General features: G+C 73.2%; 14 protein-coding genes. 8 read left to right on the forward strand and 6 right to left on the reverse strand.

Annotated features, from left to right (window positions below; all coding sequences use genetic code 11):
- The first annotated feature begins 84 nt into the window (after positions 1–84).
- Together NRO40_RS29090 and arsB are read left to right on the forward strand one after the other, a co-directional pair.
- Positions 85–393, forward strand: coding sequence for an ArsR/SmtB family transcription factor (locus NRO40_RS29090; protein WP_058940998.1), 309 nt, complete (start codon positions 85–87; stop codon positions 391–393).
- On the forward strand, positions 390–1,505 hold the full coding sequence (gene arsB, locus NRO40_RS29095; protein ID WP_058940997.1) for an ACR3 family arsenite efflux transporter: 1,116 nt from the start codon (positions 390–392) through the stop codon (positions 1,503–1,505). The genes NRO40_RS29090 and arsB overlap by 4 nt, the downstream gene beginning before the upstream one ends.
- 78 nt (positions 1,506–1,583) lie before the next feature.
- On the opposite strand, the gene NRO40_RS29100 is transcribed toward arsB, so the two are convergent.
- The 4 genes from NRO40_RS29100 to NRO40_RS29115 form a co-directional block, all read right to left on the reverse strand.
- Complete coding sequence (locus NRO40_RS29100) at positions 1,584–1,919, reverse strand: YnfA family protein (RefSeq protein ID WP_058940996.1); 336 nt, start codon at positions 1,917–1,919, stop codon at positions 1,584–1,586.
- A gap of 585 nt (positions 1,920–2,504) precedes the next feature.
- Positions 2,505–4,265, reverse strand: a complete 1,761-nt coding sequence (locus NRO40_RS29105) for an NlpC/P60 family protein (RefSeq protein WP_058940995.1) — start codon at positions 4,263–4,265, stop codon at positions 2,505–2,507.
- A 206-nt stretch (positions 4,266–4,471) separates the two neighbouring features.
- Positions 4,472–5,770 carry a Na+/H+ antiporter NhaA gene (nhaA, locus tag NRO40_RS29110; protein ID WP_058940994.1) on the reverse strand — a complete coding sequence of 433 codons (1,299 nt, stop codon included), beginning with the start codon at positions 5,768–5,770 and terminating at the stop codon, positions 4,472–4,474.
- Positions 5,771–6,033: 263 nt separating this feature from the next.
- Positions 6,034–7,578, reverse strand: coding sequence for an alanine/glycine:cation symporter family protein (locus NRO40_RS29115; protein WP_257375550.1), 1,545 nt, complete (start codon positions 7,576–7,578; stop codon positions 6,034–6,036).
- A 1,245-nt stretch (positions 7,579–8,823) separates the two neighbouring features.
- On the opposite strand from NRO40_RS29115, the gene sigJ reads away from it, so the two are divergent.
- A complete protein-coding gene (gene sigJ / locus NRO40_RS29120; RefSeq protein WP_058940993.1) occupies positions 8,824–9,768 on the forward strand; it encodes an RNA polymerase sigma factor SigJ in 945 nt (314 codons plus the stop codon).
- Positions 9,769–9,925: 157 nt separating this feature from the next.
- Positions 9,926–11,158 carry an NAD(P)/FAD-dependent oxidoreductase gene (locus tag NRO40_RS29125; protein ID WP_058941024.1) on the forward strand — a complete coding sequence of 411 codons (1,233 nt, stop codon included), beginning with the start codon at positions 9,926–9,928 and terminating at the stop codon, positions 11,156–11,158.
- Positions 11,159–11,427: 269 nt separating this feature from the next.
- Here NRO40_RS29125 and NRO40_RS29130 read toward each other — a convergent pair whose 3' ends face one another.
- The gene (locus NRO40_RS29130; RefSeq protein ID WP_058940992.1) at positions 11,428–12,888 is read right to left on the reverse strand and encodes an FAD-dependent oxidoreductase; all 1,461 of its coding nucleotides are present in this window, start codon (positions 12,886–12,888) and stop codon (positions 11,428–11,430) included.
- Between the two features lie 127 nt (positions 12,889–13,015).
- Here NRO40_RS29130 and NRO40_RS29135 point away from each other — a divergent pair, with 127 nt between their 5' ends.
- The 3 genes from NRO40_RS29135 to NRO40_RS29150 all read left to right on the forward strand — a co-directional run bounded on the left by NRO40_RS29135 (position 13,016) and on the right by NRO40_RS29150 (position 15,779).
- Positions 13,016–13,621 (forward strand): TetR/AcrR family transcriptional regulator, encoded by a 606-nt coding sequence (locus tag NRO40_RS29135; RefSeq protein WP_058940991.1) that lies wholly within the window; start codon positions 13,016–13,018, stop codon positions 13,619–13,621.
- Positions 13,622–14,351: 730 nt separating this feature from the next.
- Complete coding sequence (locus NRO40_RS29140; RefSeq protein WP_257375551.1) at positions 14,352–14,477, forward strand: hypothetical protein; 126 nt, start codon at positions 14,352–14,354, stop codon at positions 14,475–14,477.
- A 912-nt stretch (positions 14,478–15,389) separates the two neighbouring features.
- Entirely contained in the window at positions 15,390–15,779 is a 390-nt protein-coding gene (locus NRO40_RS29150; protein WP_058940989.1) for a VOC family protein, read from the forward strand.
- A gap of 252 nt (positions 15,780–16,031) precedes the next feature.
- On the opposite strand, the gene NRO40_RS29155 is transcribed toward NRO40_RS29150, so the two are convergent.
- Entirely contained in the window at positions 16,032–18,239 is a 2,208-nt protein-coding gene (locus NRO40_RS29155; RefSeq protein WP_058940988.1) for a TerD family protein, read from the reverse strand.
- 138 nt (positions 18,240–18,377) lie between these two features.
- On the opposite strand from NRO40_RS29155, the gene NRO40_RS29160 reads away from it, so the two are divergent.
- Positions 18,378–18,692 carry a hypothetical protein gene (locus tag NRO40_RS29160; protein ID WP_058940987.1) on the forward strand — a complete coding sequence of 105 codons (315 nt, stop codon included), beginning with the start codon at positions 18,378–18,380 and terminating at the stop codon, positions 18,690–18,692.
- Positions 18,693–18,723: the final 31 nt, after the last annotated feature.

Genomic DNA, 18,723 nt, shown 5'->3' on the forward strand with positions numbered 1-18,723 from the left:
CTCTCCCGTCGCACGGCGGAACCGGCCGCCGATGACTTCAGCATCCGCTGGTGTCAGCGGACGATGATGTGACAGTATCAGCGCATGCTGACTTCAGTCGATCCTGATGTGATTCGGGCGCTGGGTGATCCCCTCCGCCTCCGGATCGTGGCCCTGCTGGCGCGCGAGACGCTCTGCACGACGCACCTCGTCGAGGAGACCGGAGCCAAGCAGACCAATCTGTCCAACCATCTGAAGGTGCTGCGCGAGGCCGGCCTCGTGGAGACCGAGCCCTGCGGCCGCTTCACCTACTACAGGCTCAAGCCCGACCTCCTGGCCGGCCTCTCCGAGCAGTTCGCCGAGCTGGCCGCCTCCGCCCGTACCGCCTCCGCGAACAAGAGGGCCTGCCCGTGACCCCCACCGAGACCACCCCCGCCGCCCCCGGTCCGGTCGGCGGCGGGGGCGAGTCGATCGTCAGGAAGCTCTCCACCCTCGACCGCTACCTCGCGGTGTGGATCCTGCTGGCCATGGCGGTCGGCCTCGGACTCGGTCGGCTGATTCCGGGTCTGAACGACGCGCTGGCGAAGGTGGAGGTCGGCGGGGTCTCCCTGCCGATCGCGCTCGGCCTGCTGATCATGATGTACCCGGTCCTGGCGAAGGTCCGCTACGACAGGTTGGACGCCGTCACCGGCGACCGGAAGCTGATGATCTCCTCCCTGGTCGTCAACTGGGTCCTCGGCCCGGCGATCATGTTCGCCCTGGCGTGGATCTTCCTGCCGGACCTGCCCGAGTACCGCACCGGCCTGATCATCGTCGGACTGGCCCGCTGCATCGCCATGGTGATCATCTGGAACGACCTCGCCTGCGGCGACCGCGAGGCCGCCGCCGTGCTGGTGGCCCTCAACTCCGTCTTCCAGGTCGTCGCGTTCGGCCTGCTGGGCTGGTTCTACCTCGACCTGCTGCCCGGCTGGCTGGGCCTCGGCGCGGGCGAGCACCTGGACGTCTCGATGGGGGAGATCGCCCTGAACGTGGTCATCTTCCTCGGCGTCCCGCTCCTGGGCGGCTTCCTCACCCGCCGAGTCGGCGAGCGGACGATGGGCCGTGCCGACTACGAGGCGAGGTTCCTGCCGAAGATCGGGCCGTGGGCGCTGTACGGGCTGCTGTTCACGATCGTCATCCTGTTCGCCCTGCAGGGCAGGACCATCACCTCCCAGCCGCTGGACGTCGCCCGTATCGCGCTGCCGCTGCTGGTGTACTTCGCCGTCATGTTCTTCGGCACCTTCCTCCTCGGCAAGGGCCTGGGCCTGGCCTACGACCGCACCACGACCCTGGCGTTCACCGCGGCCGGCAACAACTTCGAACTGGCCATCGCGGTCGCCATCGCCACCTTCGGCGTCACCTCCGGCCAGGCCCTGTCGGGCGTCGTCGGGCCGCTCATCGAGGTCCCGGTCCTCATCGGCCTGGTCTACGTCGCGCTCGCCTGGCGGAGGAGGTTCGCCGCGGACGCGGTGACGACGGCCCCGTGACCGGTCACGGGGCCGTGGTGGTCGGCGGCGTCCGGGCAGGGGCGCCGCCGCCGGCCTGGCGGGGAAGGCGGGACCGGGTCAGTGGCCGCGGGGCGCGTACATGATCACGGCCATCCCGGCGAGGCAGATCAGGGCGCCGGTGACGTCGTAGCGGTCGGGGCGGTAGCCGTCGGCGACCATGCCCCACGCGATCGACCCGGCGACGAAGACGCCACCGTAGGCGGCGAGCACGCGGCCGAAGTCGTCGTCGTGCTGCCAGGTGGCGACCACGCCGTAGAGGCCCAGCGCCAGGACGCCGGCACCGATCCAGATCCAGCCCTTGTGCTCCCGGATGCCCTGCCACACCAGCCACGCGCCGCCGATCTCGAACAGGGCGGCGAGGACGAACAGGGAGACGGATCGCGCGACACTCACGAACGGTGAGCCTACCGCCGGGTCCCCGGGCGCCCCGCCCCCGCTCGATGCACCGTCCCGGGGCGGACCCGGTCACGGAGGACCCCGTCACGGGGAGGCGACGGCCGGACCGGTCACCGGCGCACGAGGCGGGCGGCCGGCCGCCGGGTGACGCGGTCCGCGTCCCCTCCCACTCCGCGCAGCGCGCTCGACGACAGGTGCGCTGCCACTCCCGCCTGACGAGCGCCGGCCGTGGGACCGCGACCCGTGATGCCTCCGCGGTGCCGCGGACGCCCGGTCGGCGGCCAGGGCGCCGTCGGGACCGGCGAGGTGGGGCGGAGCGGGACGGTGGCCGGTGGCGAGGAGGACCGCCTCGGCCTCCACCCCGCCCCCCGCCCGGCCGGATGAGCGGGGGCGGCAGTCGGGGCCCCGGTCGGCACCCGGGGCGCGGGCCGGGCTTGGGCGGTGGGGGCCGGCGGCGGCGCCTGCCCCTCCCCCCGGCCCCGGCCCCGGACCGGACCGGCCAGGGTCCGGGGAAGCCTCGCCCCAGGATCCGGTGCCCACGCGGGTGAGGTCGGCCGCCCGGGCCCCCGGAGGGGCGAGGCGTCAGATGCGGTGGACGGTGTGCAGCTTCCTCGCGTAGGTTCCCGTGCCGTCCAGCAGCGAGGGGCCGCCCAGGTCCGACATGGTGGGCCCGTTGGCCGTCTTGCGGCTGGAGAGGAAGCGCCGCTTCCCGGCCGCGTCCTTGCCCAGGTAGATGCCGACGTGGTCGACCGTGACCGTCACGTTGTCGTCGCCCGAGTCCGCGTTGAAGAGCACCAGGTCGCCGGGCTGGAGCTGGGCCGCTGCGGGCGGGGTCGTGCCGTCGCCGGTCCGGTCGACGCGCACGCCGGGCGCGTACTCGACCATGTCCCGGGACTTGCGCGGGATGCGGGTCCCGGACGTGTCCGCGCCCGCGGCCATCGGGACGCCCATGTGGTAGCCGTACACCATGCGCGTGTAGCCGGAGCAGTCGAGGTTGCCGACCTGCTTGCTGGACGGGCCGGTGTGGGCGCCGTCCGGGAAGGTCCAGCCGACGTTCATGTACTCGTGGAAGTCGGCGCCCTCGTAGCAGTAACCCTGCGGGTCCAGGTAGCCGTACCCGGCGGCGCCGAGGACCTGCTTGTCCTTGGCCGGTCCGGCGCCGCTCGTCACCGCGGGGGCGCCGGCGAGGAACATCGCCGCGTACGCGAGGACGTCCGGCACCGTGGAGCCGGCCCATCCGCGGATGGTCTGCTCCAGCGCCGGGGTCCAGGTGCCGTCGAACGGCTCCGGGAGCACCCGCACCCACTCCCCGTGCGTGACGCTCGGCGGCGTCGCCCAGTTCGCCGCGTTCACCTCGAACCGGCTGACGTGCAGCTTGACGGGGAGGTTGGTGCAGCCCTGGTTGGCGAGCGCGCGCAGCCCGACGCGTCCCTTGGCGAAGGTCGCGTCGGTGACGTCCACGGCCCACGCGGACGGCTCCGCGGAGGCGGAACGCCACGCCTTGACCTGGATGCGGCTGCCCTGGCGGCGTACCCGGATCGTCCAGTCCGTGCCCGCGGGCACGCCCGTGGCGAGGGTGACGGCCGTCGTCAGCTGGGTGACCGCGTCGGCGACCTCCTTCTCGACGCGCAGCTCGACCGCGCCGGACGTGAGGAAGGACAGCCGGGCCCGGTAGTGGTTGTGGGTGTCCTGGTAGCCGAAGGACAGGGCGTACGAGCAGGCCTGGCCGGTGGGCACCTTGTCGAACCGGGCCACGGTCCGCACGTCGACGTCGGTGATCTCGTCATCGCGCAGGGTGGCGTGCCGGCTGGCGTAATCCGTGGTCAGGGCGATGGTTCCGGTGCCCGGTATGACCGAGTAGTCGGTGTCGGCGGGGCCGAGGGCGGACCATCTTCCGCCGCCCCAGGACGTGCCCCAGTACTGGCGGTCCCCGACCGGGAGGGACGTGTCCGGCAGCGTGCGCGCGAAGTCGTCCACGAACGGCTTCTTGTTCTCGGTGAAGGTGCGCGTCGGGCCGGGCAGGACGACGGTCCGGGCGCCGCGGGTCAGCACGGCGACGCGCTTGCCGCCGGAGGTCACCTCGGTACGGGCCGGGGTGCCGGGGAGCACCGTGGCGGTGAGCGGGGCCGCCAGGGTCACCGGGGCGAAGTAGGAGGCGTCGAGCGGCGGCAGCGTCACGGAGGAGCGTGCCGACGTCAGGCCGGCCGGGCCGGGGAAGGGGTCGACGGGGGCGGGTGTGGGCGGGGCGGCCTGGGCCGGGGTGGCGACGAGGCCGCTCAGCGGAAGGGCGGCGGCCGACGCCGCGAAGAGGGTGAGCAGGCCGCGCCGTGAAGTGTGCGTCATGGGGATCATGATCCGTGCGCGTTCCGCGGAGGAACACGTCACCCCCCGTGAAACTCGGGCACGGGCACGGGCACGGGCACGGGCCGGCCCGCACCCGCCCCGGGCACCCCCGCCGGGCCCCACCCACCCCGCCCGCCCGGCCCCGGGCGCCCCGCCCCCGCCAACCCGGCCCTGGGCGGGGGCGGACGGTCGTGTCGTCCGGTCGGTCAGCGCTCCGCAGCGCCGGCCCGCTGGTAGATGTCCGGGATGCCGTCCTGGTCGTCGTCGCGGGTCTCCTCCTCGTACAGGCGCCGGTAGACGGCGTTGCGGCGCTTGATGAGGAGGGCCGCCAGGGCGGCGGCGAGCACGGAGCCGACGAGGACGGCGGCCTTGACCTGCTCGGAGACGACCTCGTCGGGGAAGGCCAGTTCACCGATCAGCAGGGCGACGGTGAAGCCGATCCCGGCCAGGACCGCGAGGGCGAGGACGTCCGCCCACGCCAGCTCGGGGTTGAGCTTCGCCCGGGTGAACCGGGCGGCCAGGTAGGTGCCGGCGAAGATGCCGAGGGTCTTGCCGGCCACCAGGCCGATGACGACACCGAGCGGTTCCGGCCGGGTGAAGACCTCTCCCAGGGCGCCGGCGGAGATCCCCACACCGGCCGCGAAGAGCGCGAACAGGGGTACCACCACACCCGCCGAGACGGGGTGGAGCAGGTGGGAGGTCCGCTCGGCCGGGGAGGCGGTCTCGCCCTCGTCGCGGGTGGTGCGCAGGATCAGCCCGATCGCGACGCCGGCGACGGTGGCGTGGACACCGCCGTTGTACATCAGCGCCCAGGTGACGATGCCGAGCGGCACGTACCACCACCAGCCGCGCACGCGGAAGCGCTGGAGGAGGTGGAAGAGGAGGAGGCAGGCGAAGGCCCCGCCGAGCGCGGCGAGGTTCAGGTCGTCGGTGAAGAAGACCGCGATGATGAGGATCGCGCCGAGGTCGTCGACGACGGCCAGGGTGAGCAGGAAGGCCCGCAGCGCGGCGGGCAGGTGGGTGCTGAGCACGGCGAGCACCGCGAGCGCGAAGGCGATGTCGGTGGCCATGGGGACGGCCCAGCCCTCCATGCTGCCGCCGCCGGCCGTGACCGTCACGGCGTAGAGGGCGGCGGGCACGATCATCCCGCAGAGCGCGGCGATGACGGGGAGGGCCGCGGTGGCGGGGGTGCGCAGTTCTCCCACGACCAGTTCGCGCTTGAGCTCGATACCGGCGACGAGGAAGAAGAGGGCGAGCAGCCCGTCGGCCGTCCAGTGCTCCACCGACAGGTCCAGGCCGAGGGCCGGTATGCCGAAGTGGAAGTCGCGTATCTGCTCGTAGGTCCCGCTCCACGGGGTGTTCGCCCACACCAGGGCGACGAGCGCGGCGGCCAGGAGGACCAGGCCGCCGACGGTCTCCGTCCTCAGCGCCTGGACCACGGCCATGCGTTCCGGCAAGGGGAGGAGTCCGAGGAAGGGGGAACGCTCGCGCGGGGCGTCGGCCATGAAAAGGACCTCCGGGAAATCGGGGGGAGAGAGGGCACACGAGCCCTGAGGACGCCGACCAGACTTCCCGGCACACCGCGCGTCCGCGGGCCCTGGACACGGGCACGGCGCTGACGCGTTCCTCACACCCTAACCGGACGGTCTCTTTCCCGCCATACCCCGTTTCACCTGCGGGAATCCGCTCCCCGGGCACGACGAGCGGGCCCGTGCACACCACGCCGTGGTGTGCACGGGCCCGCTCGGGGCCGGACCGCCGGGGGCGGTCAGACAGTGGCCTTCGCCGACTCCTGGTCCTCGTCGGACGGGGTGTCGTCGGTGATCTCACCGGCGTCGCGGGCCCGGACGAACTCCAGGAAGGAGTTCAGCTCGCGCTTGACGACCGGGGCGAGGAGGTACAGACCGATGATGTTGATGACGGCGAGCATGAAGAGCACGGCGTCGGCCATGTCGATCAGGGTCTGCAGCGTCAGCAGGGTGCCGGCGACCGCGAACAGCGTGTAGATGACCTTGAAGGTGATCTCACTGGCCTGGCTGCGCCCGAACAGGTGCGCCCAGGCCTTCATGCAGTAGTAGCCCCAGGTCAGCACGGTCGAGATGGCGAACAGCATCACCGCGACGGTGAGGATGTACGGGAACCAGGGCATGACCGTGGCGAAGGCGTCGGAGGTGATGGTGACGCCGCCGATGGACTCGCCCGCGCGGGCCTCGGCCCAACTGGCCGGGTTGGCGATGACGATGGTCAGCGCGGTCATCGTGCAGATGATGACGGTGTCGATGAAGGGCTCCAGCAGGGCGACCAAGCCCTCGCTGGCGGGGTGCTTCGTCTTGACCGCGGAGTGCGCGATGGGGGCGGAACCGAGACCGGCCTCGTTGGAGAACGCGGCCCGCTTGAAGCCGATGATCAGCGCGCCCAGGACACCGCCGGCGACGCCCTGGGGGTTGAAGGCGCCCTCGATGATGGTGGCGATCGCGGCGGGGACGGCCGTGATGTGCACCAGGATGACGACCAGGCAGGCGGCGATGTAGATGCCGGCCATGGCGGGGACGAGCTTGCTGGTCACGTTGGCGATGGAGCGGATGCCGCCGAGCAGGACGATGCCCACGAGCGCGGCGACCAGGATGCCGAAGAACAGCGCGCCGGCCGACGAGCCCATCAGGCCGTCCTCGCCGCCGGTGACGGAGACGAGCTGGGCGTAGGACTGGTTGACCTGGAAGAGGTTGCCGCCGAAGAGGCCGAAGAACAGGACCATGAAGGACGCCATGACGGCGAGCACCTTGCCGAGGGTCTTGCCGTTCTTGCCGAAGCGCTCGGCCAGGCCCTTGGGCAGGTAGTGCATCGGGCCGCCGGAGACGGTGCCGTCGGGGTGGACCTCGCGGTACTTCACACCCAGGGTGACCTCGACGAACTTGGTGGCCATGCCGAGCAGGCCGCACAGGATCATCCAGAACGTCGCGCCGGGGCCGCCGATGGAGACGGCCACCGCCACACCTGCGATGTTGCCGAGTCCCACGGTGCCGGAGACGGCGGCGGTCAGCGCCTGGAAGTGGTTGACCTCGCCGGTCGAACCCTTCTCGTCGTACTTCCCGCGCACCACGTCGACGGCGAGTTTGAACTTGCGGATCTGCACCAGCCCGAACCAGGCGGTGAAGACGAGGCCGGCGACGACCAGCCAGGCGACGATGAGGGGGAGTGCCGTGCCGCCTACGGGCACGGAATAGAAGACGACCTCGCCGAGCCAGGTGGCAATGGGCTCGAAGAATCCGCTGACGGCTTCGTCGACGGAAGTGGTGATGGAGTCGAGTGACACGGTGGGCTACCTCGATGGCGCAGTACCGGCGCAGAGGAGGTTGCGCCGGGAAGGTGTGCGGTCTTTGAGCGAACGCCGTTGTCCGATCGGCGACCCTGGGGGCCGCGCTCCGCGGACTCGGAACGTGATCACCCTGGTCGTGCTGCCGGTGCTTGCCGGCACTCCGCGTGGCGGCGAGGGGTGGTGCTACCTGCGGAGTTGCGTAGTTCTACCACGGCTGCCGCAGAGTGTTGAGTGATGCAGATCACATAACCGGGAGTAGTCTTCGAAAATCCCAGCGAACGAAACAAGACCGTTATGCGCCAGGTCTGATCCGTTCATCGGACATCTATGTCCGAATGTTGAACCCGACCGCGACGGTCCGTGACCGCCGCCGCTGGGGGCGGCCTCTCCGCGCGCCCCGGCCGGCGCCGGTCGACGCCCGCCGCCGGAGAGCGGCGCCCCCACCGAACCTGCGGCCGTGGGCGGAGCGGATCGGCGAGGGCGGGGGGTCCGCACATCCGGGCAGGCCCGAGGGCGAGCCGCGTCGGCGGCCCGCCGGCCGCTGACGAGGACCGGCCTCCGGGAGGGGGAAGGAGGAGTGCGGCGGACGGCGGGGCGGCGAGGAGGGCCTTGAGGGCCTCACCAAGAACGAGTTGTACGAGCGGGCGGCGCGGGTGGAGGCGTGCCCGGCCGGTCGGGGAGGAACCGTGACGAGCCGCTCGGGGCCCCGGAGGCCGTCGCCGCGCCATGAGGGGGACGGCGGTCCTACGGAACCGGACGACGCTCATACGGAACGCGTCCCGCCGGCGCGGTCGGCGTCCCGCCGGCTCGTGCCGCTCCGGGGGCGGGATGGGCACGCGAGGACGGCCGCGCACACCGTCACCCCCGCCGTCCTCTCCCGGCCGCCTCGTCGGGCGAGAGGGGTCGGGGGGCGGACGCCCGCGCCGGGGCGTCCGGCCCCGACACGGTCCGGCCTGGCACCGGAGGTACGGCCACCGTCCACTCGGCGAGCAAGCACCCTCGCCCGGGGAGCAAGGCCACCCCGACGGCAGGGGTCCGACGCCGGGGTCAGCGGCTGACGCTGCAGATCCCCGTCTTGGGCGCGACCCCGTTGAGGGCGTCGTCGAAGTCGTACTCGAACGTGTCGTGTGGGGGCAGGCCGTGGGGGAAGTTGATCTCAACCACGAGACGGTCCGTTCGTCGGCGGATGTGCGGCCCTCGCCCCGCCCGCCACCGTGCCGGTGGCCCCGCTACGATCCGGCCATGCCGCTGACCATGAAGGACGTGCACCGGTTCGAGGCCGCGAGGCCCCGCCTCCAGGCCATCGCCTACCGCCTCCTCGGCTCCGCGAGCGAGGCCGAGGACGCCGTTCAGGACACCTTCCTGCGGTGGCAGGCAGCCGACGTCGAGCGCGTCGGGGTTCCGGAGGCCTGGCTGACGAAGGTGCTCACCAACCTCTGCCTCAACCAGCTGACCTCGGCCCGCGCGCGCCGCGAGACGTACGTGGGCCAGTGGCTCCCCGAACCGCTCCTCGACGGCGATCCGATGCTCGGCCCGGCCGACACCGCCGAACAGCGCGAGTCCGTCTCGTACGCCGTCCTCACCCTCATGGAGCGGCTGTCCCCCCAGGAGCGCGCGGTCTACGTGCTGCGGGCCGCCTTCGACTACCCGCACCGGGACATCGCCCAGATCCTCGACATCACCGAGGCGGCCAGCCAGCAGGTCTTCCACCGTGCCAGGAAGCACCTCGCGGACGGCAGGTCCCGCACCCCGGTCGACGAGGCCGCCGCCCGGCGGATCGTCGAGGAGTTCCTGTCGGCCGCCACCAGCGGGAGGACCGAGCCGCTCGTGAAGCTGCTCACCGCCGACACCTTCTCGATCGGCGACGGCGGCGGGAAGGTCCCGGCCCGGGCCGGGTCGATCGACGGCGCCCTGGCGGTCGCGAGGTTCATGCGGGGCCTGTTCAAGCCGGCGCAGTCCAAGCGCGCCATCATCGGCGGCTCCCCCGGGATCCACGCCACGACCGCCAACGGCGGCCCCGCCATCGTGGCCGTCCTCGACGGCCGGGTCGTCGGCGTCATCTGCCTGGAGGTCACCGCGGAGGGCATCGTCGCGTTCCGCAACCAGGTCAACCCGGACAAGCTCCGGCGGGCCACCGAGGTGTGGGCGGCGACCGACCGCGGGGAGCCCCTCTTCCACGCCTTCTGACCGCGGTACGGGGCGTGCTTCCGGACCCGCCGCGAGCCGTCCCGACCTCGATGTGAGCCGCTTCACACCACGTTCCTGTCAGGAAGCGGCCGGCTGCCCGGTTCAAGGGGCGCAACCCGCAAGAGCAGGGCCGGGCCCCGCAGACAGGAGCATGGACATGCAGCACCGCATCATCGTTCTCGGCGCCGGATACATGGGTGCCATCGTGGCCGGCCGCCTCGCCAAGCGGCTCCACCGTGACGACGTCGCCATCACCCTCGTCAACGCCGAACCCGACTTCGTCGAGCGCGTCCGCCTGCACCAGCTCGCGGTCGGCCGGCACCTGGCGCCCCGGCCCTTCGGTGAGATGTTCGCGGGCACGGGTGTCGAGCCGAGGCTCGGCAGGGTCACCGGCGTCGACGTCGACCACAGGACCGTCGCCGTCACCGGCGTGGACGGCGCCGCCGAGACGCTGGCGTACGACACGCTCGTCTACGCCCTCGGCAGCGGCTGGGACGACCAGGGCGTCCCCGGCGTCGCCGAACACGCCTACGAGCTCGCGAGCCGACCCGGAGCACTCCGCCTGCGCCAGCGGCTGGCCGGCCTGAACGCAGGGCAGCCGGTGGTCGTCGTCGGTGGCGGTCTCACCGGCCTGGAGGCGGCCACGGAGATCGCCGAGGCCCGCCCGGACCTCGCCGTCGCCCTCGTCACCCGCGGCAGCCTCGGCGACTGGCTCTCGGACAAGGGCCGCGGGCACCTGGGGAAGGTCTTCGGCAAGCTCCGCATCACCGTGCACGAGCACGCGGCCGTCACCCGTGTCGAGGCGGACCGCGTCAGCACCTCCGACGGCCGGGCCGTCCCCGCCGCGGTGACCGTGTGGACCACCGGCTTCGCGGTCCACCCGATCGCCCGGGCCACCGCCCTGGAGGTCAGCGGCACGGGCCGGATCGTGGTCGACGACACCATGCGGTCGGTCTCCCACCCGGACGTGTACGCCGTCGGTGACGCGGCCATGGCGATGGGCCCCGGCGACAAGCCGCTGCGCATGTCCTGTGCCTCCGGCACGCCGGCCGCGTGGAAGGCCGCCGACGCCATCGCGGCACGCCTGACCGGCGGCAAGCTGCCGACCGGGCACATCCGCTACTTCAACCAGTGCATCTCCCTGGGCCGCAGCGACGGCCTGATCCAGTACGTCACCGCCGACGACCGGTCCGTCAACGCCGCCCTGACCGGCCGGCTCGCCGCCCTGTACAAGGAACTGGTCTGCAAGGGCGCGGTCTGGGGCGTCGCCAACCCCACCCTCGGCCTGCCCACCCGCCGCCACCGGGTCACCCGGGGGGCGACCCAGACGGGCGCGGCCACGGGCGCGGCCACGGGCTCCGCCACCGCCAAGACGCGGACGCCGGCTTGACGCGGACGGACCGGAGGGGGCGGGGCCCCATGCCGCCCGGGGCCCCGACCCCTGCCCACGGACCGCCCCGATCCACCCCTCTCCCGTGCGGCCCCACCAGCGCCCGACCGGGCACCCCGCCCCCGCTGCCCCGGCGACCCGGACCGACCGCCAACCGCTCCTCCCGCGGCCCCACCCGCCCCGACCGGGCCGCCCCGACCGGGCCACCCGGCCCGGATGGGACCTGACGCGTCCTCAACGCGCCGTGGCGCGGTCTCGACCGACGCGCCTCAGTCACGCGCCCAGGCTATGTAGCCGTCGGGGCGGACCAGCAGGGCGCCGTGGCGATCCGGGTGTGCCCACGTGGCGCGAACGACCCTGCCGGCCGCGGCGGTGACCTCAGGGGAGGCCGGGCGGTCGCCCTGCGGGGCGACCAGGACGAAGGCGCCCTCGCGCAACAACTCGTACAAGCGGCCCTCGGCGAGCGAGAGGTCCGGGGCGCGCCGCCCGGCGAGGGGGTGCGCCCCGCGGGCTGCGGCGTACGACACCCCGATCCCGCTGAGCATTTCCGTCACCCGGGTGGAGAGGGGGCGGACCGTGGTGACGAGGCCCGTCACGGCCGTCCGGGCGGCGCGCCGGAGGGGGGTGCCGGCCATGGCGAGGCGGATGACCGCCCCGCTGCCCCGGACGACGGCGGTGCCGACCGGGTGCCGCTCGGCGTGGTAGCTGTCGAGGAGCGCCTCGGGGTCGCTCGGGTCTCCGCGCAGTACGGCGGCGAGCTTCCAGGAGAGGTTGGCGGCGTCCTGGAGGCCGGTGTTCATCCCCTGGCCGCCGGCGGGCGAGTGGACGTGGGCCGCGTCCCCGGCGAGCAGGACGCGGCCCACGCGGTACGTCGGGACCTGCCGCTCGTCGCTGTGGAAGCGCGATGTCCAGCGGGCGTCGTGCATCCCGAAGTCCGAGCCGCAGGCCCGCCGCGCGATGCCGCGGATCTCGGCGAGGTCGACGGGTGCGTCGTCCGGCATCGGGCGGCGGCGGTCCCAGCCCATGACCCGGTACCAGCCGTCACCGAACGGGGCGACGAACACGAACGCGTCGCCGGCGCCGTCCACGGTCAGTGTGTCCCCGGGCGGTCGGGTCAGTCGGACGTCGGCCAGGACGAGCGAACGGACCACGGAGCGGCCGGGGAACGGCAGTCCCACCAGCTCGCGGACCGTGCTGCGGACGCCGTCCGTGCCGACCAGGTAGCGTGCGCGCAGCCGTCCGCCCGCCCCCACGTCCCCCGAAGGGGCGAGTTCGGCGGTGACTCCCTCGGCGTCCTGGCGCAGGGCGCGCAGTGCCGTGTCGTGACGGAACTCCACTCCGGCGGCACGGGCTCGGCGCTCCAGCAGGCGTTCCACCTCGTACTGCGGTGTGACGAGGAGGTAGGGGAATCGGGAACGCAGCCGCGAGAGGTCGAGCGTCAGGCGGCCGAACAGGCGCAGCCGGGTGAGGGCCGTGCCGCCTGCGACGAGCTCGTCCGCCAGTCCGCGCGCGTCGAGCAGTTCCAGCGTCCGGGCGTGGACGCCGAAGGCGCGTGTGAGGTTGCCGGTCGTGCGGGGGCGGCGCTCCACGAGTGTCACGCGGAGCCCTGCGGTGGCCAGGTCGCCGGCGAGCAGGAGCCCGGTGGGGCCCGCACCCACCACGACGACGTCCGTGTCCGTCTGCGCACCGACGTCGGTGTTCGGCTGATCGGCCGTGCCGGTCCTGGTCATGCCTGCCTCCTCGAGTCGACCCAGCAAGTCAACGACCGTTGGCCAACGTCCGTTGGTCAACGCTTGTTGGCAAGGCTAGGCGGACCGGGACTGGCACGTCAACACCTGTTGGCCTACATTCGTCGGCGTGAAGCAAGAAGCCCCCGACGCCTCGCCGGCCGCCCCCGCCTCCGGCCGCACCACACGCCGCTCGGACACGACCCGCGCCGCGATCCTGGAGGCGGCCCGCGAGCGGTTCGCCGCCGACGGCTACGAGCGCGCCACCATCCGGGCCATCGCCCGCGACGCGGGCATCGACCCGTCGATGGTCATGCGCTACTACGGCAACAAGGAGGGGCTGTTCGCCGCGGCCTCCGACATCGACCTGCGGATACCGGTCCTGGGCGCGGTGCCCGCCCGGCACGTCGGCACCGTCCTCGTCACGCACTTCCTCGACCGGTGGGAGAGCGATGACGTGCTGACGGGCATGCTCCGCGTCGGTGTCACCAACGAGGCGGGTGCCGAGCGCATGCGCGACATCTTCAAGGCCCAGCTGGGCCCGATGGTGGTCGGCGTCTGCCCCGACCCGGCGGACGCCCCGCGCCGCGCCGCGCTCGTGGCCTCGCAGATACTCGGCATGGCGCTCGCCCGGTACGTGCTGCGGTTCCCGCCCGCGGCCACGATGGGGCGCGACGAGCTGATCGCCTGGCTCGCTCCGACGATCCAGCGCTACCTGACCGCGGAGCGGCCCTGAGACCCGTCCGGGAGTCCCGCCACCGGCTGGGCAGACCGGCCGGCCGTACCCCGCCCGCGTCGCTCGTACCCCGCCCGCGTCGCTCCGGCCACCGTCCGCGTCGCTCCGGCCACCGTCCGCGTCGCTCCGGCCACCGTCCGCGTCGCTCCGGCCACTGTCCGCGTCGCTCGTACCCCGCCCGCGTCGCTCCGGCCACCGCACACCGCGTCCGGGCCGTCGTGCACCGCGTCCGGACTGACGTGTACGCCGCCCGCCTTGTCGTACCGGTCCCCGCACGGCGGCGGACGACCGTGGGCCGTGGTGGTGTTGCCGCGGGGGCCCTTGATCGTTGGACGCATCGACCGGGGTGACAGCCCGTCACGGCCGTGTCCGTAGCCCCTCAGTGCCGGCAAGCCGTCGTCCGCGCGCGGGCCGGTGTGCGTGTGGTGATCGGAGTTCGGGCTGCCCGGGAAGACGCGTCGGCGCAAGACGGTGCGGCGCAAGGCCTTGCGCACGCTGGTGCACGGGTACGCGGCGCTGCTGGTGCGGGGCCGGCTGTGGGACGGCAGGACGGTACCCCTCGCGGCGTGGCGCTACGGGCCCGAGGCCGGACGGGCCTTGCCCTTGGGGGTGAGGACCGGCGCGGTCCCCGCCGAGGAGACTGGCCAGGGCGAGGTCGGCCACCTGGAATTCCTGTCGTCGCCGGCAGCACCGCCTGACGGCGCAGGAAGTCGGCCGGCTCCTCCTCCAGGTGCAGCACCACTTCCGCGACGACAGCGTCGGGTTCGGCGTGAGCTGCCCCTACTGGGACCTCGTCTTCGGAACGGCGCGCAGCAAGCGCGGCGACACCGTCCTCGCTGCCCGCTCGGCCACATGAGCAGCACAGTGCCGACGCCCGCCCCGCCCGCCGGGCGGGCGCGCCGACCGGCGCGGCGGGCCTTCCCGCCCCGCCGGGCCTTCCCGCCCCGCCGGGCCGGACCGGGCGACCGTCAGCCGTAGCTGCGTCGGCAGAGTGCCACGATCGCCGGGTCGACGGTGCCATGGGCCGCCGTGCACAACTCACGCATCGGGACGCTGCTGCGGGGCTCGGGCCGACTCCGGCCCGCCGGATCCCGCGGGGCGGCCGGCCGTGCCACGGCGGGCCGCGGAGGGGGCGCGGCGGCGTGCCGCGGTCCCGGTGCGTCCGCGCGCGGGGGCCGCGGCCGCTGGACGCGGGCCTGCGGAGGGGCGGGCTCGTCGGCCGGGGCGACCTTCGGACGGGGGAGGGGCGAGGGGGTCCGGCCGGCGCCGGCGAGCTCCTCGCGCGCGGCGGCCGGAGCCGGGGCGGGGACCGGCGGCATGGGCGCGGGGGGCCCGTCGGTGACGGGTACCTCCGCGAGAACCGGCGGGGGTGCGGGGTGGTCGGCCTGGACCGAGGTGCAGCCCGCGAGCGTGAGCGTGGCCGCGGCCAGAGTGGTGGCGACCCGATAGGCGTGCATACGGCCAGAATGCCCGACCGTGGTGGTGGCACGGGCGCACGGCACGCGCGGGCAACCGTCACGAGTGACACGCCGGAGCCCGCGCCCTCCCGAACCCGCCGAACCGCGTGCGGGCGTTCTGTCTCGGCAGCGTTCGACCGGCTCCACTGACGACGGGGACACCGCTGGTCCCCACGCCGAACTCCGGCTGCAGTACCGGTCCTCACGCCCCTCAGCGGTTCGACGGCCGGCCGGACGTGCCGTCAGCGGCCGTACGCGGCGCGGGCGCTGGCGACGCCGAGCGGTCCTGTGTGGCCTGAGAGGATCAGGGCATGACGGACGCACCCATGCGCATCCATACCCTCATCGTCGATGCCGCTGACCCCGAGCGGCTTGCCGCGTTCTGGTCCGGGCTGCTCGGCAGGCCGGTCGTAGGACGTGTGGGGCCCTATGTGTGGCTGCGGCGGGAGAACGGTCTGGGCCTGGGCTTCCAGCGAACCGGCGAGCCCAAATCGGTCAAGAACCGTATGCACTTCGACATCACCTCACCCGATCCGCCCGCGGAGCAGCAACGTGTCGAGGCGCTCGGCGGGCGCCGACTCGACGAGTACGCCGGCGGCGGGTTCCTGGTGATGGCCGACCCCGAGGGCAATGAATTCTGCGTCATCCCCGAAGGCCCCTTCGCACTCGACGACGAGGGGCGCGCGGACTACCTCGACTGACCGGCATCCCCGCATGGTCCCGAGGGGCCGTCGGCTCACGCTCGTACTGGGTGTGGCCACCGTCGCTCCGCTCGTCGTGAGCCCGATGCCGCTGACGGGGAGCAGCGACCGGCCGGGCCGGGAGACGACGCGGCCCTCCGGCACCGTTCGGTGCCGGAGGGCCGAAGTCGAGGGCGAGGAAAGCGGAGGGACTGGATCATGAGGAATGAGGAGGAAGCCCCTTCATGGCCTCGCCACCGCCCACGGTAACAGTCAGTCCGGGATCACGTCGCGGAGATTTCCGGGGGTGATGACCCGGGACCCCGGGTGCAACCCCTCCGGCCGTTCGAGGCCGACGAAGGTGACGGGGCCGTCCGGGACGGCCGTCCCGTCCCAGCGGATCACGGTCGTGCCGCTCTCGGCCAGCAGCCCGGTGAGGTAGCCGACCGTCAGGTAGTCGCGTTCGACGATGCCGCGCAGCAGCGTCGCCACCGACGCCTTGTTCCCCTCGACCCGGTTGGCCTCCGGGTGGCCGTCGAGGTACAGGTGCAGCCACTTCGCGCGCCACCGGCCGTCGGGTCCCCGCAGGAACACGAGCGGCAGCGCGACCCGGCCGGTCCCGCGCAGCTCCGACTTCATCCGCACCGTGCGCGGCTCGAACGGGCGGCCCGCCTGCTCGGCGTCCCGCAGCATGAACCCGAAGAACGACTCCGCGGCCTCCTCGAACCCCTCTCCCGAGAAGATGTTCACCTGGGGGACGACGAACGCGCCGCGCACGGCGCCCAGACGCAGGTTGATGAACTCCGAGGCACCGTCGGGCGCGTCCGTGATGTCCCCGGAGTGCTCGCCCTCCACCTCGGTGAGCCTGGTGTAGGAGAGCCAGCCGACGGTCCCGTAGTCGGCGTCCAGCATCAGCGCCGACAAGTCGTAGTCGGTGCTGCGTTCCGTCTGCCTCCAGTACGTGAAGAAGCGCAGCAGCTCGCCGTCGACGGGGGAGAGGGAGCCCCGGGGCAGGACGCCCAGACCGGACGTGGTGGCCTTGCCGCTGAGGGGGAGGGCCACGTCGAGCACGTCGGGGTCGACGAGCAGCCGGTCCACGGCCGGGAGCCGGCGGCGCACCTCGTCGTCGAGCGCGGCGGTCAAGCGCTCGCGCTCCGCCGGCGGTACGGGCGGGCGGGCGTCGTGGGCGACCCGGGCACGACCCGACCGCCCCACGAAGACCCGGCGCTCCCCGGTCACCCCGGCGCGGTTGTGCAGGTGTTCCCGCACCGACAACACCACCCGGCCCGACACCTGCCCCACGACCTCCTCGGCCGCGGCCACCACCGCGTCACGCTCCTCCTGGGCGGCGGCCACGCGCAGCAGCCGGTCCACGGACCGGAACAACCGGCCCGGCGCGGCCTTCAGCAGGCGTACCGCCCCCAGGACGTCGTTCGCGCCGAGCAGTTCCTCGACCCGGCTGTCGAAGGACCGCGCTTCCTTCTCGCCGCGCGCGACGGCGAACACGTCGGCGGCGCGCGGCCAGCGCGGGTACTCGTGCGGGTGCAGGCGCTCCCCGAGACGCTTGAAGGGCTCCCGGTGCGCCGTGACGTCGGCGAGCTTGTCGGGGGAAGCCGCCACGACCGCGTCCAGACCCGCGAGCAGCGCTCGGCGCACGGGCCGCGACAGCGCGCGGAACCGGGTCGGCTCCCGGAGGGTCACGTCACCGTCCGACAGCGCGCAGGCCAGGCGGAGGACGTCGGTGACCGTGTCCAGCAGCGGCTCCGCGCCGACCGCCAGCCGGGCCCGGTTGACGAGCGCGCGGTTCTCGCGGACGGGCATCGCCGCCGGCTGGGGCCCGTCCGCGCAGTGCCCGGCGAGGAACCGCAGGTCGCCCAGGGCGTCCTCGCCGAGCGGGGTGCTGCTCCCGGCCAGCGCGAGGTACAGCGCGGTGACCTCGTCCTCCAACGGACCGCCCGGGTGCAGCACCGTCGTGCGGTCGCCCAGGGCGGGGGCCAACTCGTCGTGCGCGGCGAGCACCTCGGCGTACGTGTGGCGGTAACGGCCGTACGAGGGCAGGGTGAGCAGGTCCACCACACCCTCGCTCAGCCGGACGAGGGTGCTGTCGCGCACGCGGTCGTCGGTGAGGGCCTCGGCGATGCAGCCCAGCCAGAAGTCGAGGGTGTCGGGGACGTTGGCCGGGAAGTCGACGAAGTAGACGTTGTGTTCGACGTGGTCGCCGACCATCTGACGGACCGTGCGCAGGGTACGGACGGCGGTGTCGACGACCGTACCCTCGGACAGCCCCGACAAGTGCTCCAGGACCCGCGCGGACAGCTTGAAGCCCACCGACATCAGCGCGGCGTCGAACTGCCGTGCCGCGACGGCACCCTGGCCGGCAGGGCCCGCGGCTGTGGCGGACACGGCGCGTCCGACGGCCTGCGCGGGGAGGGGGACGCGGTGGGTGTGCCGTACGACCAACTGTTCGAGGGTGTCACGCATTGCGGCATGCTCCCAGACGTCCATGACCGGCTGCACCGGGTTTTGAACCCACGCCCGGGTCATCTCAATGCCCCGTGTCAAGGCGTCGGACGAGGCTGCCTCCCGTGTCCAACCTGTGCTGGTACGCGTCGGCGGTGCATGACACGTATCCACGTCACCGGCGCACTGGCGCTGCTCACCGCCGCCAGCAGCGCCCTCGGCATCGCTGCACCCGCAAGCGCTACCTCCATCATCGGCTTCGGCAACGCTGCCTTCGACAACGCTTGCGCCAACATCGGCGGCCCTCGTGCCGGTGGTGCCACGAAGCAGCACGGCGGCATCATCACCGGCCTCGGTGTCGCCTTGCCCGCCAGCAGCCCAGGCAACCAGTGCGGCGCCCTGGGACTGCCAACCATCTTCCATGAGATGGGTGGTGTGGACGTGGCCGGCACTTTGACGGGCGGGGAAGTCTAGCCGCACGGATGCGATCGATCACCTCACCCCG

Origin of the sequence: Streptomyces changanensis (assembly GCF_024600715.1) — a bacterium.
GTDB lineage: Bacteria > Actinomycetota > Actinomycetes > Streptomycetales > Streptomycetaceae > Streptomyces > Streptomyces changanensis.